Raw genomic sequence first — 23,816 nt, 5'->3', positions numbered from 1 at the left:
GGCGTGAACCCGCCCTGTCGGAGGCCCCGTCATGAGACAGTTGGACGCATGAACGAGACGTCCCCGGATGCAGCGACCGGCGATTCGGCAGTCCTGGGCGGTCGTCCCGCACACAAGCCGAGCCCGCTCGTGCGTGCAGCGTTCGTCACCGAGGAATCCGTCTACGGCGTCATTCTCGTCTCGGGCATGATCGTCGCTTCGGGGGGCCACGGCGCGAGCTCATGGAGCGTGTTCTGGACCGTCGTCGTGACCGTGATCGTGTTCTGGGCGGCGCATCTCTACGCCGGCACCGTCGCCCACCACGGGCTCGACCACGATCGCATCGTCGGGCTTCGCGACGCCTTCCGCAGCGCGCTCCGGAGATCGCTCGGGCTGCTCGCCTCGGCGCTCATTCCGGCGTTCATCCTGCTGCTCGGCGCGACGAGGGCGATCCCCGACCCGCTCGCCCTGTGGGCCGCGCTCTGGTCGGGGGTCATCGTGCTCGCGGTGCTGGGGTTCATCGCCTTCCGTCGGCGCGGCGCCCCGTGGCCCATGCAGGTGGTCGGCGCCCTCGCGACCGCTGCGTTCGGGATCGCCATGATCGTCTTGAAGGCCGTCATCCACTGAATCGGTGCGGAAGAGCACCCCCGAGGTCTATCGTCATGCTGAGGGGGGTCTCATGGCCGGAAAGAGCGGGACGAACGGCGGCGAACTCGAGGCACGGATCGCCGAGCTCGAGGCGGAGAACGCGGCGCTGCGGGCTGGCGCCGTCACGGTCGAAACCGCGGGAGTGGGCCGAGCGGATGCCGCGGCATCCGTCGCCCCGATACGGGAGCGCCGACGGTGGGGCCGCACGGCTGCCGCGATCGTGCTCGTCGTCGTCGGGCTGCTGCTCGCGCCCGTCGCGGTCATCAGCGCCTGGGCGCGGCTCGAGCTCGTCGACACCGAGCGGTTCGTCGCGACGTTCGCACCCCTGGCCGAGGAGCCCGCGGTGCAGGAGTACATCGGCGCCCAGGCGACGGCGGCGATCGAAGAGCAGGTCGACATCCCCGGCCTCACGAAAGACGTGTTCGACGGCATCAAGTCGCTCGACCTGCCGCCGCGCGCCGCAGACGCCCTGACCCTGCTCGAGGCGCCGGCGGCTCAAGGCCTCCAGCAACTCGTCGCCGGCGTCGTCGACCGCGTCGTGACGTCGGAGGCGTTCGCCGATGTCTGGGCGGCAGCACTCCGCGCCACCCACACCCAGTTCATCGCGGCCGTTCAGGGCGATCCCGATGCGGTCCTCGCGATCGACGGCGAGGGCGCCATCTCCGTGCAGCTCGGCCCCATCATCGCGGAGGTGAAGCAGCGACTCATCGACCAGGGCGTCGGCTTCGCGTCGGCGATCCCCGAGGTCGATCGCAGCATCGTCATCGCGCAGGATGACGCCTTCGTGCTCATCCGAACGCTCTACACGCTCGCGGTGGCGGTCGGCACCTGGCTTCCGTGGATCGTGCTGCTCCTGCTCGCCGCCGGGGTCCTGGTCGCGAAGCGCCGCTCGAACGCGCTCGTCTGGACCGCCGGTGGCCTCGCGCTCACGATGGCCGCCCTCGCGGCCGGCATCGGCATCGGTCGCGCCTTCTTCATCGGCACCGTGAGTCCATCGATCATGCCCTCCGACACCGCGGAGGTCGTGTACGACGGGCTCCTCGAGCTCATGCTCTCGACGATCCTCGCCCTGATCGTGCTCAGCGTGTCCGTCGCCCTCATCGCGTGGTTCTCCGGGCCGTCACGTCCGGCGCGCGCCGTGCGCGGGTTCGCCGACTCGGGCTTCTCGTCCGTGCGCCGCTCGGCCGCGAGCCATGGCGTCACGACGGGCCGGTTCGGCATCTGGCTCGATCGCTGGCGGGGCTTCGCGTACGCCGCCATCGCCGTCGTGGCATCCGTCGCGGTGCTCCTGTCGCGGCCCGTCACGACGGGCATGATCGTCACGACCGTGATACTCGCCCTCATCGCCGTGCTGCTCGTGGAACTGCTGCGCCGGCCGGCGGAGGAGGTCGCCCTCGCCGACCTCGAGGTCGTGCCCGTCGACGTCGACGCCGAGACCTCCGAGGTGCTCGTCCCCGCCGGGGGTTCCCTCCAAGGGCCCGATATCGAGGTGCAGACTCCGCGCACGACCGCACGTCCTGCCGACTGAGGCGGCCGGGCCGGGCTAAGCTCCCGGAGGAATGAGACGCACGACGATCGCCCTGCTGGCCGGCCTCGAGGCATCCGTCGCCGCCCTCATCGGCCTCGGCATCGTCCTCGTGCCGCTCATGCTGCTGTGGGCGGTGCACTTCGGGCTCGCCGTCGACGCCGCGCTGTTCCTCCGCGCCGCCGCCGACGTGTGGCTCCTCGGCCACGGGGTCGACGTGGTGGTGCAGCTCGACGCGCTGACCGCGGGCCGCATCGGCCTGCCGGGAGCGGGCGACCCGTTCCCGATCACGATCGCGCTCCTCGGCTTCGCGCTGATGTCGGTGGCCTCCGGGCGCCGCATCGGGGTGCGCTCGGTCGCCGGTGGGCACGCGTTCACCGGTGCCGTCGCCGCCATCGTCGTCTACGCGCTCGTCGGTGGCGCGCTCGCCCTCACCGCACAGGTCCCAGGGGCGATGCCGTCGCTCTGGCAGGCGGTGGCGCTGCCGGCATTCGCCATGGCCCTCGGCGTGGTCATCGGGGCCGTTCCGGGCGCGCTCGGTGAGGCCGGTGAAGCGGATGCCACGAGTGGCATGCTGCGTCGCGCCCTCGCCCTGCTGCCGGCGTCGCTCGTCGACGGCGCACGAGTCGCCGTTCGCATCGGCGCCGGCGCCGCGTTCGGCGTGCTCACCGTCGCGGCAGTCGCCGTCGCGGTGCTCATCGCCGCCGACTACGCGACCATCGCCGGCCTCGGGCAATCGCTCGGCGCGGGCATCGACGGGGGGATCGCGCTCACCGTCGCCGAGCTCTCGCTCGTGCCGAACTTCATCATCTGGGCCGCCGCGTGGCTCCTCGGGCCCGGGTTCGCGATCGGCGCCGGCACTGAGGTGTCGCCAGGCGGCACCGTGCTCGGCCCGATGCCCGGCATCCCGATCCTCGGGGCGCTGCCGAGCGGTGCGCCGGTGCTCGGGGCGCTCTGGCTGATCGTGCCGGTGCTCTTCGCCTTCGTCGGCGCGTGGGTCGTTCGTGGCGGCGATGGCGCCGACCTCGGTGCCTCCTCCGTGTCCGGCTTCCGGCGGCGGGCGAATGCCCCGTGGTGGCAGCCCGCGGCGATCGGCGTCGCGGCCGCCGTGGTCGCCGCCATGGTGCTCGGGCTCCTCGCCTGGTGGTCGGGCGGCGCGGCCGGCCCGGGGCGCCTCGCGGAGGTCGGCCCCGACCCGTGGGCCGTCGCGATGGTCACCGCCGCCACTGTGGGAATCGGCGCCATCGCCGGTGCGTACGCGGCATGGATGCGCCGCCGCGAGGACGCGTACGGCGCGGGCCAGCGCGGCTCCGACGCCGCGGAGGGCGCACTCGGCAGCCGGTAGGCTCGAAGGGTGCTGAAGCTCGTCGTCCTGATCTCGGGCACAGGCTCGAACCTCCGAGCTCTGCTCGAAGCCGCCGAAGACGCCGAATTCCCGGCGCGGGTCGTGGCGATCGGCGCCGACCGCGAGGCCGACGGGCTGCTCCTCGGCGAGCAGTTCGGCGTGCCGACCTTCACCGTGCCGTTCACGGCCTACCCCGACCGCGAGGCGTGGGGCGCCGCGCTCATCGAGCAGGTGCGGCAGTGGGAGCCCGACCTCGTCGTGCTCTCCGGGCTCATGCGGCTCGTGCCGCCGACCGTCGTCGACGCCTTCTCGCCGCACCTCATCAACACGCATCCCGCGTACCTGCCCGAGTTCCCGGGCGCCCACGGGGTGCGCGACGCGCTCGCCGCGGGCGTGACCGAGACCGGCGCGAGCCTCATCGTCGTCGACAACAGCGTCGACGGCGGGCCGATCATCGCGCAGGAGCGCATCCCGGTGCTGCCGGGTGACACCGAGTCGAGCCTCCACGACCGCATCAAGCCCGTCGAGCGGCGCCTGCTCATCCAGGCCGTGCTCGACATCGCCAACGCACACCTCGACCTGAAGGAACTGGCACGATCATGAGCGGCCCCCAGCACGACCCGAGCCTCTACCGCGACCGCGACGTGATCCCCGTGCGCCGGGCGCTCGTCGCCGTGAGCGACAAGCGCGGCCTCGTCGAGCTCGCGACCGCACTCGCGGGCGCCGGCGTCGAGATCGTCTCGACGGGCGGCACCGGCGCGGTCATCGCCGACGCCGGCCTTCCGGTCACCCAGGTCTCCGAGGTCACCGGGTACGCCGAGCACCTCGACGGGCGTGTGCGTACGCTGCATCCGGGAGTGCACTCCGGCCTCCTCGCCGACCTGCGGCTCGAGAGCCACGAGACGCAGCTCGCCGAACTCGGCATCAAGCCCTACGAGCTCGTCGTCGTCAACCTCTACCCGTTCACCGAGACGGTCGCCGCGGGCGCCGACGCCGAGGTCGTCGTCGAGCAGATCGACATCGGCGGTCCCGCGATGGTGCGCGCGTCGGCGAAGAACCACGCGAACGTCGCCGTCGTCGTCTCGCCCGATCGCTACGACGAGGTCATCGCCGCGGTGGCCGCGGGCGGCACGACGCTCGCCCAGCGCCGCGAGCTCGCGCGCGAGGCGTTCCGGCACACGGCCGCCTACGACATCGCGGTCGCCTCGTGGATCGGCAGTGTCGTCGCGCCCGACCAGCCGGTCGAACAGTCGCCGTTCCCCGCATGGGTCGGAGGCAGCTGGACGAAAGACAGCGACCTCCGCTACGGCGAGAACTCGCACCAGCGGGCGGCGCTCTACGCCTCGCAGGGCGGGCGCCCGGGCATCGCGCAGGCGGTGCAGCTGCACGGCAAGGAGATGTCGTACAACAACTACGTCGATGCGGATGCCGCGGTGCGCAGTGCATTCGACTTCGATGAGCCCGCCGTCGCGATCATCAAGCACGCGAATCCGTGCGGCATCGCGGTGGCGTCGCCGGGGGCATCCGACCCCATCGCCGACGCGCACCTGCGAGCGCACGAGTGCGACCCGGTCTCGGCATTCGGCGGCGTGATCGCGGCGAACCGCACCGTGACCCTCGCCATGGCCGAGGCGGTCTCGGGCATCTTCACCGAGGTGCTCGTCGCCCCCGCCTTCGACGACGATGCGCTCGAGCTGCTCACGAAGAAGAAGAACGTGCGGTTGCTCACGCTGCCCGAGGGGTTCACGCCCACGGTCGTCGAGCTCCGCCAGGTCTCGGGCGGCATGCTCCTGCAGCAGGCCGACCGACACTTCACGCCCGCGGCCGAGTGGACCCTCGCCGCCGGTGCCCCCGCCGACGCGGCGACCCTCGCCGATCTCGAGTTCGCGTGGCGGGCGTGCCGGGCCGTGAAGTCGAACGCGATCCTGCTCGCCTCCGGCGGGGCTTCGGTCGGCGTGGGCATGGGCCAGGTCAACCGCGTCGACTCGTGCAAGCTCGCCGTCGAGCGTGCCGGCGAGCGGGCCGCGGGGTCGGTCGCGGCATCCGACGCCTTCTTCCCGTTCGCCGACGGGCTGCAGCTGCTCATCGACGGTGGGGTGCGCGCGGTCGTGCAGCCCGGTGGCTCGGTTCGCGACGAGGAGGTCGTCGAGGCGGCTCGCGCGGCGGGCGTCACGATGTACTTCACGGGCGAGCGGCACTTCTTCCACTGAGGCCAGCGCCGGCTCTCCATGCGCGCGGCCGGATACGCTCGGAGGTACCCTTGAAGTGAACCTGCGCTCACGAGGCGCGGGCACGGTTCCGCCCACGAAGCGGATGACTCAAGGAGAACGATCGATGACGATCACCCACGCCCCGGCCACCCGCGCAGCCGAGGTCAGCGCAGCTCTGCCGATCGAGGCGCCCGAGCACGAACGAGTGCTCATCACCCGCGGCCCCCGTTCCGGCCTCACCATCGTCGTGGCCGTGCACTCGACCCGCCTCGGCCAGGCACTCGGCGGTGCCCGCCTCTGGCGCTACGGCCACTGGACCGACGCCCTCGCCGACGCCCTCCGCCTCTCGCAGGCGATGACCCTGAAGAACGCCGCCGCCGGCCTCGCTCGCGGCGGCGGCAAGTCGGTGATCGCGATTCCCGCGGGCGTGACGCTCGACGAGGCGCGCACCCGCGATGCCATGCTCGACCTCGGCGACGCCGTCGAGTCGCTCGGCGGCGCCTACATGACCGCCGAAGACGTCGGCACGAGCGCCGAGCTCATGGCCGTCGTGCACGAGCGCACCGAGCACGTCTGCGGACTCCCGCCCGAGCAGGGCGGCGTCGGCGAGCCGGCGGATGCCACGGCCGCGGGCGTCCACGCCTCGATCCTCGCCACCCTCGGCCACGTCTTCGGCTCGAGCGAGGCCACCGGGCGGCACTTCGTGATCGCGGGCCTCGGACAGGTCGGCGGGCGCCTCGCACGGAGCCTCGCGGCATCCGGCGCCCGCCTCACCGTCACGGATGTCGCGGAGTCCAAGCGCGCCCTCGCCGACGAGCTCGGCGCGGCCTGGGTCGACCCCGCCGACGCGCACCTCGTCGACGCCGACGTCTTCGTGCCGTGCGGCCTCGGCGGCGTGCTCACGCCCTCCGTCGTGCGCGAACTGCGCGTGCGCGCGGTCGTCGGCGCCGCCAACAACCAGCTCGCCTCACGCGACGTCGCCGACATGCTCAAGGGTCGCGGCATCGTCTGGGCCCCCGACTTCTTGGCGAACGCCGGCGGCGTCATCTACCTCGACGTCGCGAGCGCTCCCGGCGCCGACCAGGCCGCGCTCGACGCTCGCATCGCGGGCATCGGCGACACCGTCGCCTCGGTGCTGCGCAGCGCCGACGCGAGCGGATCGACGACGCTCGAAGCGGCCGAGCAGCTCGCTCGAACGCGGCTCGACGCGGCGCGCTGACGGCCCGGCGCGGGCCAGTAGGCTCGTGCCATGACGACCCCCGCCGCCACGCTCCCGCCCACCCCCGCCCGGTTCACACCGGCCGTCACCCCGGGGCGGCGGGCGCTGGCGGTGCTCGCATCCGCGGCCGCCGTCGCGGTCCTCGCGCTCCTCGTCGCGGTGCTCGCGTTCTTCATCGGCGGCAACCAGTCGCCGCAGGTCGTCGGCCAGGTCTTCGGCCACTTCTCGCTCGCCGCCCTCATCGCGTTCGTGCTGCTCGCCGTCGCGAACTCGGTCGGCGCCACGCGCGCGTGGTTCCTCGCGCTCATCGCCGGCTTCGCCTCGGCGTGCCTCGCCGCACTGATCGCCACCACTGCGACGGCGAGCGCGATCGGCAACCCGTTCAGCGGGCCGTTGGTCCTCTTCGTGCTCGGCTCCCTCGTGAGCCTCAACCTCGTCTTCATCCTCGCCGTCATCGCCGGCGAGGTGTTCCTCGCGCCGCGTGTGTTCCGCGGCATCCTCGGCTATGCGCCCCGGCGCGCACCTCGACGCATCGCACTCGTGCGCATCCCGGCTTCGAACCTCGCCGACGGACAGCTCACGCATCTCGAACGGCAGGTCGTCGACACGGCACTCGCCGACGAGCAGTGGGACAACTACTGCGCCGCGCTCGTCGCCGAGGGGTGGGAGACCATCGAGGTCGACGCCGCGCCCGAGCTGGCGGATTCGGTGTTCGTCGAGGACACGGTCGTGATGTTCGGCGACCTCGCCGTGCTCACGAGCCCCGGTGCCGAGTCGCGGCGCGACGAGGTCGAGGCCGTCGAACGCACCGTCCGCGGCATCCCCGGCCTCACGATCGAGCGCATCGAACGGCCGGGCACCCTCGACGGCGGCGACGTGCTGAAGGTGGGCTCCACCGTCTACGTGGGCGCGTCGTCGCGCACGAACGCCGAGGGCATCCACCAGCTGCGGTCGCTGCTCACCCCGCACGGCTACGCCGTGGTCGCGGTGCCGCACACGAAGGCGCTGCACCTGAAGAGCGCGGCGACGGCGCTGCCCGACGGCACGATCATCGGCGACCCCGCGCTGCTCGACGCGGTCAGCCTGTTCCCGAGGTTCCTGCCCGTGCCCGAGCCCGAGGGGGTCGCCGTCGTCGAGCTGTCGGCGGGCTCGCTGCTCATGTCGTCGTCGGCGCCTGAGACGGCGGCGATGATCGCCGGACTCGGCTACCGCGTGGTCACGGTCGACATCAGCGAGTTCGAGAAGCTCGAGGGCTGCGTCACGTGCCTGTCGGTGCGGGTTCGCTGAGCGACACCGCCCGACCGTCGTGCAGCTCGAGCACGCGATCGGCGCGGCTCACGAGCGCGGCGTCATGCGTGGTCACCACGGCCGCGACCCCTCGTGCGTGCACGAGCTCACCGATGAGGTCCATGACGGTCGCGGCGGTGCCGCTGTCGAGCTGGCCCGTCGGCTCGTCGGCGAGCAGCAGCTGCGGCCGCGCCGCGAGCGCGCGGGCGATGCCCACGCGCTGCTGCTGTCCACCCGAGAGCTCGTAGGGCCGCTGGGCCGCATGCCCTGAGAGGCCCACGAGCTCGAGCGCCTCCGCGACGCGCGCATCGCGCTCGGCGGGTGCCATGCGCTGCAACCGCAGCGGCACCTCGATGTTCTCGGCGGCCGAGAGCACCGGGATGAGGCCGAACGACTGGAACACGTAGCCGAGCCGGTCGCGCCGCACCGCCGCGAGAGCGTCTTCGCCGAGCGCCGAGAGCTCGTCGTCGCCGAGGAAGACCCGCCCCGACGTCGGCCGGTCGAGGCCGCCGAGGAGGTTCAGCAGCGTCGTCTTGCCCGCGCCGGAGGGCCCGGTGACGACGAGGAGCTCGCCGGGGCGAACCTCGAGCGAGACGTCGGCGACGGCGTGCACCGCGCCCGCCCGGCTCTCGAACACGCGACTGACGGATTCGGCGCGGAGCGTCGTCATCGTTCCTCCTCCTGCTCGGGTGCGGGGCCGGATGCCGCGGGGCCGGATGCTGCGGCTTCCGGTTCGGCGACGTGACGCGGCCGGCGCGGCGCGGCGGCGGCAGCCGGGCGGGCCGGCGACGGCGCGGCGGGTGCGTCGGGAGACGCCGTGGGAGCCGCGGGAGCCGGCGGGACCGTGGCCGCCGGGACATCCGCTCGCCCTTCGTGGCCCGGCCACACGCCGACGTGATCGGGCTCGAGCGCGAGCCGCACGCGGTCACGCAGCTCGAGGGTCTGCATGAAGTCGTGCGGCAGCTGCAGCCGGCCGACGCGATCGAGCACCGCGAACTCCTCGGCCACGTGCTGCTCTTCACCGTGCTCGTCGACGCGGGTGGAGCGCAGCACCTCGGTGGACGTGCGACCGTCGCGGATCTGCACGGTTCGGCGCACGTGGCCCGAGACGGCCGGGTCGTGCGTGACGATGAGGGTGGTCACCCCGAGCTCGTCGTTGACGCCGCGCATCGCCTCGAGCACGGCGACGGAGGTCGCCTCGTCGAGCTCGCCCGTGGGCTCGTCGGCCAGCAGCACGAGCGGCGAGTTCGCGAGGGCGACGGCGATGGCCACTCGCTGCTGCTGGCCGCCCGAGAGCTCACCCGGACGGCGGTCGCGCTCGGCTCCCACGTCGAGCAGCTCGAGGAGCTCATCGACTCGTGCCGCGCGCGCCGCACCGCGGAGCGTGCCCGCGACGTTCATCGCGAGGGCGACGTTCTCGGCCGCCGTGAGGTAGGGGAGGAGGTTGCGCGACGTCTGCTGCCAGACGAAGCCGACGGTGTGGCGCTGGTAGGCGACGCGCTCACGGGAGCCCATCGCGAGCAGGTCGTGCCCCGCGACGCGGGCGACACCGGCCGTGGCGGTGTCGAGCCCCGACAGGATCGTGAGCAGCGTCGACTTGCCCGAGCCGGAGGCGCCGACGACGGCGACCATCTCACCGGGGTCGACGCGGAGGTTCAACCCCTGCAGGGCCTGCACCTCGACGCCGTCGGCGGTGAAGATCCGCACGAGGTCGGCGCAGAGGATGTGCGGTTCACTCGAGGCGTTGGCCATGGGGTTCATCATTCCTCCTCCTTGCGCATCGCGCGCGCGACGTTCACGCGACCGTCGACGCGAGAGGCCGCGGCGGCCGCGACGACCGTCACGAGCACCGAGCCGGCGAGCACCGCGGCGATGAGCCACGGCTCGTAGGTGACCACGGGTTGGTGGTCACCGCTCGTGAACGCGCGGAGGTCGACGCCCTGGAGCACGACGAGCGGCAGCAGCACGCCGAGCACGGCGCCCGCGACGAGCGCGACGACGGCGACCGGACCGATCTCCCAGGCGACGAGCGCACGCTCGCCGCGACGGGGGAGTCCGAGCGTCGTGAGCAGCGGCAGCAGGCGTTCGCGCGCGGGCCTGCCGACGACGAGGGTGAGCACGATCGCGAGGGCGGTGAGCAGGCTCGCGAGCACGATCGCGGCGATGAGTGCGACGACGAGTCCGCGGGTCGTGGGCCTGGCGTGGAGCTCGGTGCGGAGATCGTCTGGCGTCGTGACGTGCGCATCGGGTCCGGCGATCTCGGCGAGCTCGGCGGTGACCCGAGCGACATCGGCCCCGGGCTCGAACCGCACGAGCACGACGCGCGGCACGAGGGTATCGGTGAACGGCTCGGCGTTGGCTCGGTCCATGAGCACCCAGCTGGCCCGGTCGAGGTAGGCGGTCGAGCCGTCGACGACGCCGATCGCCTCGAACGCCTCGCCGTCGATCTCGACCTCGTCGGCGCCCTCGATCGACGAGGCGATGACGCGTGAGAGCACCACCGGGACGCCGTCGTCGCCGCTCTCGGCGAGCACTTCGGGCAGGGGCGTCGCGTCGACGCGGCCCGCCTGCACCGCCCGCATCTCGGCGACATCGACGACGATGAGGGTCGTCGAGCGGTTGCGCCCGTCGATGCTCACCCGGATCGCGGTGGTCGCGTAGACCGGCGCCGTCGCGGCGACGCCCGGCACGTCGGCGAAGGCCGCCTGCTGCTCGAGCGTGAACGGGGTGCCCGACACCGAGGCATCCGCCCCGACCTCGGCGTCGGCGGTGCGCTCGACGCCCGACTGCACCGTGCCGAGCAGCACGGCGGAGAAGACCGCGACCGAGACGCCGACGACGACCGCGAGCACGGGCACGAGGCCCGCCGAGGGATCGCGGAGCGACCGCGCGGAGCCGAGGAACGGCACGAGCGACGGGCGCCGCGAGGCGCGGCGCACGAATCCCGCGAGGGGCACGGGGTAGAGGCGGAGCACCACGACGCACGCGACGAGCGACAGCAGCAACGGCACCGCGGCCAGCAGCGGGTCGACGCCCGTGTCGACGGCCGAGGTCGCGAGCCCACGACGAAGGAGCAGCACGAGTGCGACCGTCGCGAGCACGACGACGAGGGCCTCGACGATCCAACGCCAACGGTCGCGATCCGCTGTGCCGAGGTCGGCGCGGGCGCGCCGCAGCGGACTCAGCGACGGAGCCCGGGAGACGAGCAGCACCACGGGCGTGAGGGCGAACACGGCGGCGATGACCCATCCGGCCCAGCCCGCGTCGGCGGCGATTGCGACCGTGCCCGCGATGCCGCCGACGAGCGCAGCCGGAACGCCGATCGCGAGGCCTTCGATGGCGAGGATGCCCCTGAGCTGGCCCGGTGACGCGCCGCGGGCCGCGGCGAGCTCGAGGCCCGTGCGTCGCCGCTCGAACACGACGCGGGCGCCGAGCACGAGCACGGCGACCATGACCCCGATCGGCCCCGACGCGATCGTCGCGAGCACGGCATCGCTCGCGCTCGCGGCGGCGGCGGCCTCGATGAGCGCGTCGCGGAGGCCGCTCGAGAAGCTCACCTCGCCGACCGTCAGGTCGGAGAACTGCTGCGGGCCATCGCCGAGCGACTGCACCTGGGAGGTGAACTCGTCGAGCTGCCCGATGAGGGTGCGGGTCTCGTCGGCCTCGATGCGGTCGCCGACGGCCGGGAACCAGGCGTGCATGGTCGCGGGCATGCGTACGTCGACGAAGGCCGGCCATGAGGCGGGGTCGACGAAGGCGACACCGGTGATCACGGGCGGGTCGATGCCGAGGATCGACGGTTCGAGCGCGAGCGGCAGGTGGGTCCAGAAGCCGTCGTCGGGATCGACCGCCGACACGGTGCCGACGAGGCGCACCTGCTGGTCGCCGCTGCCTGCCGGCAGGCGCCGTTCCTCGCCGAGCTCCCACTGCATGCCCTCGGCGATCGCGTCGGTGAACACGACCTCGACGGCGGCGGCCCCGGGCACGGCTTCGTCGACCGGGGCGGGCCACTCGCCGCTCGTCAGCGTCACGTGCTCGCGCAGCCGCGGGTCGAACCCGGGCAGGACCCGGAACACCGGCCCGCTCGGCGCGGCACCGGGCACGAACACCTGCGCCGGCCCGGTCGTGAGCACCGACAGCGGCGCCTCCGTGATGCCGCGGAGCGGCTGCGGCATGCCGGCTCGGATGTCGAGCAGGCGCTGCTCCTGATGGCCCCAGACCGCCTCGACGTCGTCAGGCAAGGTCGTGGCACCGTTCGACGCGGCGATCTCGGGGGTCGCCCGCAGGGCACTCGTGAGGTCGAGCTCGTTCGCGGGCAAGTCGCCGAGGGCGACGCCGAGCGCCGCCGTGTGCATCGCGGCGACGGCGCGCGGCACCGCGGTGGCGAGCAGTGCGCCGACGAGCACGAGCAGGGCGAGCATGATCGAGGCGCCCGGACCGGCCAAGAACTGGCGCCGGAGCAGTCCGGCCGTCGAGAGACGGGAGTGGTGGCGGGCGCTCATCGCTCCTCCTCCGGCCTCGCGGGTCGGGAGGCGTCGCGGCGCACGGCGTTCGAGGCCACCGCCCCGATCGTCACCGCGGCCACGAGGAAGGCCACGAGGGCGGTCGCCCACGGCAGCCAGTCGACCGCGAAGCCCACTGGGAGCACCTCGGGTGCGCCGGCGACCGCCGCGCGTGCGAGCTCGCGCGCCGTCACGAGGGCGGTCAGGAGGCCCACGGCCACGCCGACCACGACCGCGGTGCCGAGGGTGACCGAGAGCTCGGCGAGCCGGGCGCGCGCCTGTGCTCGGGCGGGCATGCCGAGCACGCGCAGCACGCTGACCTCGCCGAGCCGTGCGGTGCGGAGCGCGGCGACCAGGGCGATGATCGCGATGAGCGCGAACACGAGCGCACCGACCGCGCCCGCCCAGAGCGCCGTCACCGCGGGGCCGATGAGCATCGCCGACGACGCGAGCTGTCGCGTGGTGACGGTCATGGCGACCTGCCGGTCGCGTTCGAGCTCCGCCGCCACGACGGCGGGGTCGGATGTCGCGAGCCACCGCTGCCCGTACTGCGGCACCCCGGCGTCGGCGGAGAACGCATACTGCTCGAGGGCACCGAGGTCCGCCAGGACGCCGTCGCCGCCCGCCGCCGGGACGGCGGGGACGATGTCGGCCACGACGGCATCGACCTCCGCGCCGCCCGAGAGGATGCGGAACGAGAACTCGTCGCCCACCCGGGCCTGGATCCGTGCCGCGAGCGCGGAGCCGAGCGTCACCGGCAGCCCGATGTCGGCGCCGGCGGCGAGCGGCGCTCGGTCGCTCGGGTCGGCCGACGAGACCGTGAGCTCACCGTCGAGTTGGAGGTCGGGAGCGGGGTCGGTGGCGGGGTCGAGGGCGACGTCGCCGAGCGAGACCCGTACGTCGTCGGCGCCCTGCGCCCCGGTGAGCGTCGCCTCGAGCCCGAGGAAGCGCAGCCCTGCGGCATCCGGAAGCTCGAATCGGCCGGTGCCGCCACCGCTCTCGACCGCGAACGAGCCCGCGGGAAGGCGGGTCGCCGCGCCGCCGTCGCCGAGGAGCCACGCCGAGATCGAGACCGTACCGGGCGTTCGCGGGGGAGCCGCGACGCGCGCGACGTACTCGAGCGCCACGGCGCCGCCGGGAATCTCGACGCCCGCGGTGGCGGCCGACTCGGCGAGGGCGCCGCCATCGGCCGCGGCGTGCGTGCCGGGTGCGATCGCCGGCAGTTGCGCGACCGGTGCCGCGACGATCGTCGACCGGTCGGAGCCGATGCGGATCTCGCCGCGGTACACCGGCCCGCTCGCCGTGATGCCCTCGACGCCGGCGAAGGGGTCGCCGAGCGCGAAGGGGTCGTCGCCGCGCACGACGTCGCGGCCCGCGAAGGCGACCTGCACGTCGCCGCCCGTGGTGACGGCGGCCGCGGCACGGTCGAAGTCCTGCCATGCGCCCGCGAACGCCGCCGCGAGCGTGAGGCCCGCGACGGCGAGGATCGACACGAGGGAGGCGGAGGCGTAGAGCGCCGCCCGGCGTGCCAGCTGCCGCATCGGCAACGCCGGGGTCAGCCCCGGGCGTGCGGCGGCCGCTCGCTCGAGCAGCAGGTCGATGGGCCGCGAGAGCCCGACGGCCGCGAGCGAGAGAGCGAGCAGCACGAGCACCGGCGCGAGCACCGCGATCGGGTCGATCTCGAGCGCGCCCGACACGGTCGGCACGAGCGGCGAGCCGTACAGGCGGAACTGCCACAGCGACACCGCCGCCACCACGGCGACGAGCACGACGCCGCCCGCGACGAGCGTGCGGGGCATCCGCCCGACCTCGTCACCCGACCCGCGCACGACCGGTCGCCTGGACTCACGCCAGGCCTGCCCGGCGACGAGCACGAGCGCGCCGACGACGGCGACGGATGCCGCGACCCACGCGATCGCCACGTCGCGAGCCTCGCCGGGCCGGAGGAGCACGAGCAGCGCGAGCCCGGCCGCAGCACCCAATGTCGCGGCCGGCACGCCGAGCACGAGCACCTCGGCGGCGGCGTCGCGGGTGAGGCGGGTCGCGGAGGCGCCGCGCGCGCGGAGGAGCACCGTCTCGCCTCGCCGCGAGGCGCCGAGGAGGGCGGCGAGGCGCGCGAGCGCGGCGAAGCCCGCGAAGGCGAGGAGGAGCACGGGCAGCGGGGCGATCGCACGCACCGCGCCCAGGCCGGCGAGGAGACGGTCGAGCGTCGCGTCGAGTGCGCCGAGCGCACTGAGCCCGTCGGCGCCGATGGCCTCCTGCGCGCGAAGCGCGGGTTCCACGTTCGGCAGCGCGGCACGCAGGGTGCGGGCGACCTCGGGGGTCATCGTGCCCGCGTCGACGAGTGCGGTCCAGCGCACGTCCGTGGCGGCCGGCACGTCGAGGAGCGCCTCCTCGGGCACGAGGAACGGCCCGGCGCCGTCGTCGACGAGGCCGGTCGCGACCGCGGGCTCGCCGAACCACACGGGCTCGTTGGGGTCGAGCGGCAGCCACGTGCCGACGACCAGCAGGCGCCCGCCGCCGCCCAGTTCGACGAGGTCGCCGGGCTCGAGCCCGAGGGCGGCGGCCGCCTCGGCGTGCAGGGTCGCAGGAAGGGCCCCGTCGGCGTCGGCGACGGCCTGCGGCTCGGTCGGCCAGCTGCCGCTCACGAGCTGGGAGCGATCGGCAACGCCGTCATCGGCGAGCAGCACCGCACCGAACGGGCCAGCCGGCCCTGTGGCATCGACAGGTGCGGTCTCGACCGACCGGCTCCAGCTCGCGCCGTGCGGCACGATCATGCGGTCGAGCACGGATGCCGCCGCATCGGCCTGCGCGGCCGGATCGCTCGAGAGGCGGATCTGCCACCTCGCCGCGCCGTCGATGCCGGAAGCCGCGGCGAGCCCAGAGCGGAGACCGCCCACGGAGGCGCCCGCGAGCGAGTCGACGACGGCCGTGCCGAGCCCGGCGAGCAGGAACACCACTGCGGCGATCGAGCCGAGGACGCCCGCACGCGCGGCAGCGCGGGCGAACGACGTCCGTGCCGAACCCACACGCTCTCCTCATCGATCGGCGTCGCTCGCGCCGGCGGTGCGGGCCTCGACGGGCCACGGCACGCACGCCCGCGCGGCGGCGAATCCGCACAGCCTATCGTCGCGGGTGGTCTTGCACGCGACCACGAAAGACCCGTAGTCTGTAGGGCTGGCCGACGTGAGACATCCCGCGGCCTCGAGGGTTCCAAAGACGACGCAGGAGGACACCATGCAGACAGACAGCTACGCCCGCTGGATCGCGGTCGATGGCGCTGCCCGCCCGTCGCTCCTCGCCCAGGGGTTCACGGGCTAACTCCGCCCCGTCCCGCGCAGGCGCAGCCTGCCCAGCTCTCTGCGGTAGCCCCGCATCCGACGCCTCTCTTCGCGTCCACTCGATCCGAACACGACCGAACCGGCTCGCCCTGCGACCGTTCGGCGCCCTTCCGGAAGGAACCCGGCTTGTCCGCCACCCCCGTGTCACAGGACGCTCCCACCACACGCGTCGGCACCGTTCGCGCGCTCGCACGCCTCATCGAGTACGCTCGCCCAGCTCTTCCCGCGATCATCGCGGGCATGGTGGCCGCGCTCCTGTCGCAGCTCGTCGCGCTCGCGATCCCGCAGGTCCTGCAGGCGATCGTCGACGGCCCGCTCACCGATGGCGACGCGTCGGCGATCTGGCCGCTCGCGGCGCTCGTGTTCGCCCTCGGCGTGCTCGAGGCAGCGATGGTCGCGCTCCGGCGCTGGTTCGTGCTCACCCCGGGCACGCGCGTCGAGGCGCGCATGCGCAACGCCCTCTACGCGAAGCTGCAGGACCTGCCGGTGAGCTTCCACGACCGCTGGCCGAGCGGGCAGCTGCTCTCACGCGCCGTGAGCGACCTCGGCCTGATCCGCCGCTGGCTCTCGTTCGGGCTCGTGCTCCTCGTCGTGAACCTCATCGTGATCGTCGTCGGCCTCGGCATCCTCATCTCGATGAGCTGGGTACTCGGCATCGTGTTCCTCCTCTGCTCGATCCCGCTCTGGATCGTCGGCTACCGCTTCGAGGGCCGGTACTCCGAGGTGTCCCGGCTGAGCCAAGACCAGGCCGGCGACCTCGCGACGGCCGTCGAGGAGTCGGTGCACGGCATCCGCGTGCTGAAGGCCTTCGGGCGCGGCAAGCACGCCCTGTCGACCTTCCGCAAGCAGGCTGAGTCGCTGCGGAGCACCGAGATGGAGAAGGCGCGCCTCGAGGCGAGCATCTGGGCGTGGATCCTCCTGGTCCCGGCCGTCGCCCTCGCCGTCTGCCTCGTGTTCGGCGTCGTGCTCGCCGCGCAGGGCGTGCTCACCGTCGGTCAGCTCGTCGCCTTCTTCGCGACCGCGAGCGTGCTCGCCTGGCCGATCGAGTCGATCGGGTTCCTGCTCGCGTTCTCGGTCGATGCGCGCACCGCGACCGACCGGTTCTTCGACATCCTCGACAGCGAGAACGTCATCACCGACCCCGAGCGCCCGGCGACGATCGAGCGGCCCCGGGGCGAGCTTGCCTTCACCGGGGTGCGGTTCCGCTACCAGGACTCGCCCGACCGGTTCGGCGACCTGCTCGACGGGATCGACCTCACGCTCGAGCCGGGCGAGACGATGGCCCTCGTCGGCCTCACGGGCTCCGGCAAGACGACGATGACGGCGCTCACCACCCGCCTCTACGACGTCACCGCCGGCTCGATCACGCTCGACGGTGTCGACATCCGCGCGCTCAGCCGGGAGGAGCTCCGCACCCACATCGCCATGGCGTTCGAGGATGCGACGCTGTTCTCCGCGTCGGTACGCGACAACGTGCTGCTCGGCCGGCCCGAACTCGCGAGTGACGAGCCCGGCGTGCGCGCCGAGGCCGAGCGCGTGCTCGATGAGGCGCTCGCCATCGCACAGGCGGGCTTCGCCTACGAGCTGCCCGACGGCGTCGACACGAAGGTCGGCGAAGAAGGCATGAGCCTCTCCGGCGGCCAGCGCCAGCGACTCGCGCTCGCGCGGGCCGTCGCGGCGGCGCCCGCGGTGCTCGTGCTCGACGATCCGCTGTCGGCGCTCGACGTCGCCACCGAGGCGAGGGTCGAGGCCGAGCTCCGCCGGGTGCTCGACTCGACGACCGCGCTCATCGTGGCGCACCGCCCGTCGACCGTCATGCTCGCCGACCGTGTCGCGTTGCTCGAAGACGGCCGCATCACCGCGGTCGGCACCCACTCCGAGCTCCTGCGCGAGAGCGAGCACTACGCCTTCGTGATCTCGAGCCTCGAAGACGAGGTTCGCCGCGAGGCGGCGGAGGCATCAGGGCGCATCGACCGCGAGGCAGCCGAGGTCGAGGCGGCCGAGGTCATCTCGGCCGAGCTCGCGACGGCCGTCGAGGCCGACGTGTCGGATGCCGCGACCGCGGCGAAGACCGGAATCGAACCCAGCGAACGAGAGGAGGCGGCCCGATGAGCGTCTTGGGCGTCGAAGGCGAGGAACGCCACGAGTTCACGAAGTCCGAATCCAAGCAGATCCGGCAGCGCTCGCTGCGCCTGCTCGGCTCGCTGCTCCTGCCCGTGCGAGCGCGACTCTGGGTGACGATGGCGGTCGTCGTCGTCTCCACGGCCGCGCAGGTGGCGGGGCCGGCGCTGATCGGCTTCGGCATCACCCAGGGCCTGCCTGCCCTGATCGAGGGCGACTGGTTCCCGATCGGCTTCTATGGATTGGCGTACCTCGTCACCGGGGTCGTCGGCGCGTTCCTCATCGCGTGGTACATCAAGCTGTCGGCCCGCATCAGCCAGGCCGTGCTGCTCGACCTGCGCACCCGAGTGTTCCTGCACACGCAGAAGCTCTCGCTCGAGTTCCACGAGTCCTACACCTCGGGGCGCATCATCTCCCGGCAGACGAGCGACCTCGACGCGATCCGCGAGCTCCTCGACGAGGGCATCAACCAGCTCGTGCGCGGGGTGCTGTACATGACGTTCACGGCCGTCGCGCTCGCCCTGGTCGACTGGAAGTCGGCGCTCGTGCTGGTCGTCGCGCTCGTGCCGCTCACGGTGCTCACGCGCTGGTTCCAGGTGCGCTCGCAGAAGCTGTTCCGTCGCTCCCGAGTCGCCTCGGCGAACCTCATCGTGCACTTCGTCGAGTCGATGACGGGCATTCGGGCGGTGCAGGCGTTCCGCAAGGAGCGCCGCAACGAGAAGGAGTTCGCGGGGCTCGTCGAGGACTACCGCGACGTCAACGCGAAGGTCATCCAGCTCTTCGGCATCTACGACCCCGGGCTGCTGCTCATCGGCAACGCGTGCGTGGCGGCGGTGCTCGTCGTCGGCGGCTTCCGCGCGGTCGACGGCGAGCTCGCGGTCGGCCTGCTGCTGTCGGCGCTCCTCTACACGAAGCGGTTCTTCGACCCGATCGAGGACATGGCGATGTTCTACAACGGGTACCAGTCGGCCGCCTCGGCGCTCGAGAAGATCTCGGGCGTGCTCGAGGAGGAGCCGAGCGTGCCCGAGCCGCGGCATCCGGTCGACCTGTGGAAGGCGTCGGGGCATGTGCGCTTCGAAGCCGTCGAGTTCGCGTACACGAAGGATCGCGTCATCCTCCCGCGCTTCGACCTCGACGTGCCGGCCGGGCAGACGATCGCGCTCGTCGGGTCGACCGGCGCGGGCAAGTCGACGCTCGCGAAGCTGCTTGCGCGGTTCTACGACCCGAGCGACGGCGTCGTCGAGCTCGACGGCGTCGACCTGCGCTCGCTGCACCCGAAGGACCTTCGGCGCGCGATCGTCATGGTCACGCAGGAGGCGTACCTCTTCTCGGGATCGGTCGCCGACAACATCGCGCTCGGCAAGCCCGACGCGTCGTTCGAGGAGATCGTGGCGGCGGCGAAGGCCGTGGGCGCGCACGAGTTCATCGAGAGCCTGCCGAACGGGTACGACACCGACGTGAACAAGCGCGGCGGCCGGGTGAGCGCCGGGCAGCGGCAGCTCATCTCGTTCGCACGCGCGTTCCTCGCCGACCCCGCGGTGCTGATCCTCGACGAGGCGACGAGCTCGCTCGACATCCCGAGCGAGCGGCTCGTGCAGGAGGGCCTCACGACGCTCCTCGCCGACCGCACGGCCGTCATCATCGCGCACCGCCTGTCGACGGTCGCGATCGCCGACCGGGTACTCGTCATGGAGCACGGCCGCATCGTCGAAGACGGTTCGCCGTCGGAGCTCATCGGCGGCACGGGCCGGTTCGCCGCGCTGCACGCCGCGTGGCGCGACTCGCTGGTGTAGCGGGCAGGGAAGTCCAAGCGGGCGGATGCCGCACGGCGCGCGTCAGGCGCGACGTGCGGCATCCCCGGTGCGGGCGGCCTCGGCGACGGCTTGCGTCGCGGCGCCGAGGTCGGCCGCGACGAGCGGGGCTCGCTCCACGCGGTCGACGACGTCGGGCGTCGCCTTCGCGAGCTCGGGCAGCCACCAGAGGGCGTTCGCCCACGCCACGATGAACGCCGCCGCGCGCAGGTTCTCGGCGAGCAGCGGCGCGACCCCGGCGGTGAGCGCCCAGGCGATGGCGTAGCCGCCGAGCCCGGCCGCGACGGACAGCGGGGTGACCGTGATCCAGTTGATGCCGCGTGTGAGCCGGATCGCGAGCGCGGTGCGGCCGAGGCGGAGCCAGTCGGCCGTGAGCGCGATCGTGACGGCCGCCGCCCCGGTCGCGAGCACCCACGGGTTCCACGACACGGGCGGCGAGAGCCAGTTGCCGGGCACCGCGAAGACCAGCTGGACCAGGGGGAGCAGCCCGCCGAAGATGGCGAACCAGGCGATCATGAACCCGGTGCGGACATCGCGGGCCGGAATCCGGGTGCGTTGAGCGGATGAGGCGACCCTGAGGGTGATCGCGGTGAGCACGCCCGTGACGCCGAGGCAGAGCAGGACGAGCAGCACGTTCGTCTGCAGGAGCGAGACGGTCAGCGGCACGAGGCTCGCGAGCGCCAGGAGCATGAGGCGGAGCGTGGGTCCCCACGCCCGTTCTGCAGCGCCTCGCGCGAACCCGTCGAGTGGCGCGTCGAGCGCCTCGGCGACCGCCGACCACCGCCGGCGCGTCGACCACACGCCGCCTACGATCATGCCCGCGATTCCCACCGTGATGATCGTGGTCGCGGCGATCCAGCCGGGGCTCGGCGGCCTGATCGGCACCCACGTGAGAAGCCATGCGACGCCGGCGACGAGCCCCGCGACGAGCGCGAGTCGCGGCGGGTCGGCCACCGTCGGCAGCGCGACGAGCACCGGCCGCAGCAGGGCGAGCACCGCGGCGGCGAGTGCGGTGACCCCCCGGTTCAGCGGTTGCACGATGACCCGGTCGAGGAGTCGCACGGTGCGTGAGGCGATCGCGAACCGGTACGAGGGATCGAGGTTGACGATCGTGTCGGTACCGGCGCGCAGCCGCGCCCGCCGTGCCGCCGCCCGCCGCTCCGGTTCGTCGGGCCCGCCGGCAGCCTCGTGTGCGGCCGGCGCCTCCTCGAGCGGCGACAGTCCTTCGGCCACGAGCCGTGGCGCGTCCGCCTCCTCGAGCACCGCGTCCTGGAGCATGCGGATCGCCGGCCCGGTGTGCACCGCCTCGGGTGCGAGCGAGGTGAAGAACCGCGCGATGCCGGCGGCCGCGTCGAGCCGGCCCCACCACCAGTCGTTCACTCGCCAATCGCGGGCGAGGAACCCGAGGAAGTTGCCGAACCCGTAGCCGGCGAGCTTCGAACGCCGGTCGATCACCACGCGGTCGGATGCCGCGTCGACCGCCGCAGCAATCTCGGCGGGGGTCGTGCGCGGCTGGCGCATCGCGCGGCCGAGCATGGCATACCAGCGGTCGGCCGCGAGGGTGCGGTAGCTCGCCGGATCGTCTGGCTCCTCGTCGACGCCGATGGGCCAGTACCGCACGTGCGAGAGCGCGGCCGGAATGCCGCTCGCGTGGTAGAGCGGAGGCAGGTCGGCCGCCGAGAGCGAGCCGGGGGTCGTCGCCAGCGGGCGCCACGCCGAGTCCGTCCACGTCGCGGGCAGCGTTCGTCGCCCCACGCGAGCATCGCGCTCGAACCCGGAGCTCATGATCCGCAGGCGCGCGACCGACATGTCGAGGTCGCGCCACTGCTCGGAGGTCGCGATGCGAGCGGATGCCCGGAGCCAGCCGTCGATCCAGTCGTCGTAGTCGGCGGCGGTGGGCGCGCCGCCCGTCGCCGCGAGCCGGTCGGACTGCGCCAGCACCGCGGCGGTCAGTTCATCGCGCCAGCGGTTCGCGGCGAGGAGCGCGTCGTACCCGGCGCGCCGCACTTCGGGGAGGGCGAGACCGCGTCGCGAGCCCTCCTCCTCGGGAAGGGACTCGAGCGCGCGCGTCCAGCCGAGCACGCAGTTGGCCGCGTCGGCGAGGGCGAGCGGTGAACGGGCGACGGCCGCGGCATCCGCGGGGGAGAGCTCGGCGAAGCGGCGTGCGCAGGCCTGGCCGAGGCCCGCGAGGGCGATCCGCGCGATGGGGCGGTACCGCCGCCGGGTCGGCAGCGTGGAGTGCAGCTGCCACACGCTCGGTGCCGAGAGCGTGTCGGCGAGGTGCTCGGCGAGCGTCGTGCCGAGCGCGCGCACGTAGGCGCCGCGCCGCTCGGCGATCGCGGGCTGCGACCACTGTGCCGCCGCCACGAGCGGTGCCACGCTGTCGAGCCGCGCGGCGGCGACCAGCCGCTCGGCGTTGAAGCGCTCGAGGTCCGCGACCTCTCGCGCGACCGACTCGCTCCGCAGCTGCCGCGACAGCATCGCGCCGATGGCGCGGAAGAACCGCGAGGCGTGCTCGTCCCAGGCGAAGGTTCCGCCGACGGGCGCGTCGGGCTCGGGATCGAGGAAGAGCATCACCCGGTCGGCCTTGCGGTCCGATGTGCGCGAGCGGGCCGCCCGCAGCGCGCGGTCGATCGGGACGTTGTCGAACACGGCACCGTCGACGATGCGGTACGGCGTGCCGGCCTGCTCTCGATGGGCGGCGAACGCGAACCGCATGCCACGTTCCTCCGCGACCTCGGGCTCGCCGGCGATGCCGTTGAACGAGTCGACGTGCGCGGGCTCGAAGCCGCCGGGAAGCGACGACGTCGACCGCGCGGCGAGCGCGAGGCGTGAGAGGTTCGCGAGGTCGTCGAGCTCACGGGTCTCGTCGATGCCATCGAGTCGGCGAGGGATGCGGTTGTCGAACGGATGCTCGTCGCTGCCGACGAAGCGGAAGTGGCCGCGACCCTCGTGCGCGTCCTCCTCGAACTCGTCGTTCGCGTCGATGACGGTGGCGGAGAGGTCGACGCTCGTGTACTCGGAGACGAGGTCGGGGTGTCGGTCGTCCGTGTCGTAGATCGCCCGCAGTGCGTCGAACGTCTGGGCGCGGAAGTAGTCCTCGCCCTGCATGAGCGCGAGGATGCGGCGGGTTCCTGGGGGGTGCAGGAGGCCCCAGAATCCGCCGACCCTGCCCCACGTGTCGAGCAGTCGTTCGAGCCCCGTGCCGGCGCGCTGCGCCACGGCGTAGACGACGGCATTCAGCCCGCCCGCGCTCGCACCGGCGAGCAGGTCGAACTCGACCCGGTCGTAGCCGCTCGCGTCGAGCATCTCGGCATACGACTGGAGGCGGGCGAGCAGGGCGGGGGTGACGGGTGACGCCGGCGTCTCGGGCACGAGCGCGAGGGTCTCGGGACCGTCGTCGTAGAGGCGGATGCGGCGGAGCAGGTCGAGCTCGGCGACGGCGCCGCCGATCCACACCGCGAGGCTCACCCCACCGCGCATGGCGAGCGCGATGCGGAGTGTGCGGTTGAACGACGGCACCGCGCCGGGATGACGCTCGACGACCTCGTCGATGCGCTCGTCGGGGCGCACCACGATGACGCGGACCTTCCGCGTCGAGGTGGTGACGGGTGCGGGTGCGGATGCGGCCCGGGTCGCGTCGCTGCTGACCATCGTGCTCCTCGGTCGGGTGGCGCGGGGCGCCTCGGGGGATCGCGCGGCGGGTAGGGTGCGCGCGTACTGACAGCGTGGCATGTTCTCGACAGCTCATGCGAACGGTTCGATCGAAGGTGCGCGAGCCGGGGCAGCCGACTGAGCGCCGAGTTCCGGCAGACCGCACACGCCCCG

At 73.2% G+C, this 23,816-nt stretch carries 14 protein-coding genes; 9 read left to right on the top strand and 5 right to left on the bottom strand.

The annotated features are described in order from the left end of the window. Positions 1-48 precede the first annotated feature (48 nt). The 7 genes from QFZ26_RS03690 to ddaH all read left to right on the top strand — a co-directional run bounded on the left by QFZ26_RS03690 (position 49) and on the right by ddaH (position 8,213). Positions 49-606, top strand: a complete 558-nt coding sequence (locus QFZ26_RS03690) for a hypothetical protein (protein WP_307039370.1) — start codon at positions 49-51, stop codon at positions 604-606. Between the two features lie 52 nt (positions 607-658). Then, entirely contained in the window at positions 659-2,155 is a 1,497-nt protein-coding gene (locus tag QFZ26_RS03685) for a hypothetical protein (RefSeq protein WP_307039369.1), read from the top strand. Positions 2,156-2,186: 31 nt separating this feature from the next. Then, positions 2,187-3,497: a CDP-archaeol synthase gene (locus QFZ26_RS03680; protein WP_307039367.1), complete on the top strand. Its 1,311-nt coding sequence runs from the start codon at positions 2,187-2,189 to the stop codon at positions 3,495-3,497. A 9-nt stretch (positions 3,498-3,506) separates the two neighbouring features. Then, positions 3,507-4,100 (top strand): phosphoribosylglycinamide formyltransferase, encoded by a 594-nt coding sequence (gene purN / locus QFZ26_RS03675; protein WP_307039365.1) that lies wholly within the window; start codon positions 3,507-3,509, stop codon positions 4,098-4,100. Beyond that, positions 4,097-5,707, top strand: a complete 1,611-nt coding sequence (gene purH, locus QFZ26_RS03670) for a bifunctional phosphoribosylaminoimidazolecarboxamide formyltransferase/IMP cyclohydrolase (protein ID WP_307039363.1) — start codon at positions 4,097-4,099, stop codon at positions 5,705-5,707. The genes purN and purH overlap by 4 nt, the downstream gene beginning before the upstream one ends. Before the next feature lie 124 nt (positions 5,708-5,831). Continuing rightward, positions 5,832-6,926 carry a Glu/Leu/Phe/Val dehydrogenase family protein gene (locus QFZ26_RS03665; RefSeq protein ID WP_307039360.1) on the top strand — a complete coding sequence of 365 codons (1,095 nt, stop codon included), beginning with the start codon at positions 5,832-5,834 and terminating at the stop codon, positions 6,924-6,926. 30 nt (positions 6,927-6,956) lie between these two features. Beyond that, entirely contained in the window at positions 6,957-8,213 is a 1,257-nt protein-coding gene (gene ddaH / locus QFZ26_RS03660) for a dimethylargininase (RefSeq protein ID WP_307039358.1), read from the top strand. Here ddaH and QFZ26_RS03655 read toward each other — a convergent pair. Genes QFZ26_RS03655 through QFZ26_RS03640 form a run of 4 tightly spaced genes read right to left on the bottom strand, consistent with a single transcriptional unit; the run spans position 8,185 to position 15,744 of the window. Beyond that, on the bottom strand, positions 8,185-8,883 hold the full coding sequence (locus QFZ26_RS03655; RefSeq protein WP_307039356.1) for an ABC transporter ATP-binding protein: 699 nt from the start codon (positions 8,881-8,883) through the stop codon (positions 8,185-8,187). The genes ddaH and QFZ26_RS03655 overlap by 29 nt on opposite strands. After that, positions 8,880-9,965 (bottom strand): ABC transporter ATP-binding protein, encoded by a 1,086-nt coding sequence (locus tag QFZ26_RS03650; protein ID WP_307044913.1) that lies wholly within the window; start codon positions 9,963-9,965, stop codon positions 8,880-8,882. Before QFZ26_RS03650 ends, QFZ26_RS03655 begins: the two co-directional genes overlap by 4 nt. Positions 9,966-9,973: 8 nt before the next feature. Beyond that, a complete protein-coding gene (locus QFZ26_RS03645; protein WP_307039354.1) occupies positions 9,974-12,715 on the bottom strand; it encodes an ABC transporter permease in 2,742 nt (913 codons plus the stop codon). Continuing rightward, positions 12,712-15,744 (bottom strand): hypothetical protein, encoded by a 3,033-nt coding sequence (locus QFZ26_RS03640; RefSeq protein WP_307039352.1) that lies wholly within the window; start codon positions 15,742-15,744, stop codon positions 12,712-12,714. The genes QFZ26_RS03645 and QFZ26_RS03640 overlap by 4 nt, the downstream gene beginning before the upstream one ends. A 438-nt stretch (positions 15,745-16,182) precedes the next feature. Between QFZ26_RS03640 and QFZ26_RS03635 the strand changes: the two genes are divergently transcribed. Then, positions 16,183-18,168 (top strand): ABC transporter ATP-binding protein, encoded by a 1,986-nt coding sequence (locus QFZ26_RS03635; RefSeq protein ID WP_307039350.1) that lies wholly within the window; start codon positions 16,183-16,185, stop codon positions 18,166-18,168. Then, a complete protein-coding gene (locus QFZ26_RS03630) occupies positions 18,165-19,970 on the top strand; it encodes an ABC transporter ATP-binding protein (protein ID WP_307039349.1) in 1,806 nt (601 codons plus the stop codon). Before QFZ26_RS03635 ends, QFZ26_RS03630 begins: the two co-directional genes overlap by 4 nt. Positions 19,971-20,012: 42 nt before the next feature. On the opposite strand, the gene QFZ26_RS03625 is transcribed toward QFZ26_RS03630, so the two are convergent. Further along, positions 20,013-23,642 (bottom strand): DUF3376 domain-containing protein, encoded by a 3,630-nt coding sequence (locus QFZ26_RS03625; protein ID WP_307039347.1) that lies wholly within the window; start codon positions 23,640-23,642, stop codon positions 20,013-20,015. Positions 23,643-23,816: the final 174 nt, after the last annotated feature.

Source organism: Agromyces ramosus (genome assembly GCF_030817175.1).
GTDB lineage: Bacteria > Actinomycetota > Actinomycetes > Actinomycetales > Microbacteriaceae > Agromyces > Agromyces ramosus_A.
Note: the sequence above shows the minus strand (reverse complement) of the source record. Positions and strands in the feature narration are given on the sequence as shown.

What these genes read in the sequence shown, in the direction of transcription:
- QFZ26_RS03690 (WP_307039370.1), top strand. Translation starts at nt 49, where the DNA reads ATGAACGAGACGTCCCCGGATGCAGCGACCGGCGATTCGGCAGTCCTG.
- QFZ26_RS03685 (WP_307039369.1), top strand. Translation starts at nt 659, where the DNA reads ATGGCCGGAAAGAGCGGGACGAACGGCGGCGAACTCGAGGCACGGATC.
- QFZ26_RS03680 (WP_307039367.1), top strand. Translation starts at nt 2,187, where the DNA reads ATGAGACGCACGACGATCGCCCTGCTGGCCGGCCTCGAGGCATCCGTC.
- purH (WP_307039363.1), top strand. Translation starts at nt 4,097, where the DNA reads ATGAGCGGCCCCCAGCACGACCCGAGCCTCTACCGCGACCGCGACGTG.
- QFZ26_RS03665 (WP_307039360.1), top strand. Translation starts at nt 5,832, where the DNA reads ATGACGATCACCCACGCCCCGGCCACCCGCGCAGCCGAGGTCAGCGCA.
- ddaH (WP_307039358.1), top strand. Translation starts at nt 6,957, where the DNA reads ATGACGACCCCCGCCGCCACGCTCCCGCCCACCCCCGCCCGGTTCACA.
- QFZ26_RS03655 (WP_307039356.1), bottom strand. Translation starts at nt 8,883, where the DNA reads ATGACGACGCTCCGCGCCGAATCCGTCAGTCGCGTGTTCGAGAGCCGG.
- QFZ26_RS03650 (WP_307044913.1), bottom strand. Translation starts at nt 9,965, where the DNA reads ATGGCCAACGCCTCGAGTGAACCGCACATCCTCTGCGCCGACCTCGTG.
- QFZ26_RS03645 (WP_307039354.1), bottom strand. Translation starts at nt 12,715, where the DNA reads ATGAGCGCCCGCCACCACTCCCGTCTCTCGACGGCCGGACTGCTCCGG.
- QFZ26_RS03630 (WP_307039349.1), top strand. Translation starts at nt 18,165, where the DNA reads ATGAGCGTCTTGGGCGTCGAAGGCGAGGAACGCCACGAGTTCACGAAG.
- QFZ26_RS03625 (WP_307039347.1), bottom strand. Translation starts at nt 23,642, where the DNA reads ATGGTCAGCAGCGACGCGACCCGGGCCGCATCCGCACCCGCACCCGTC.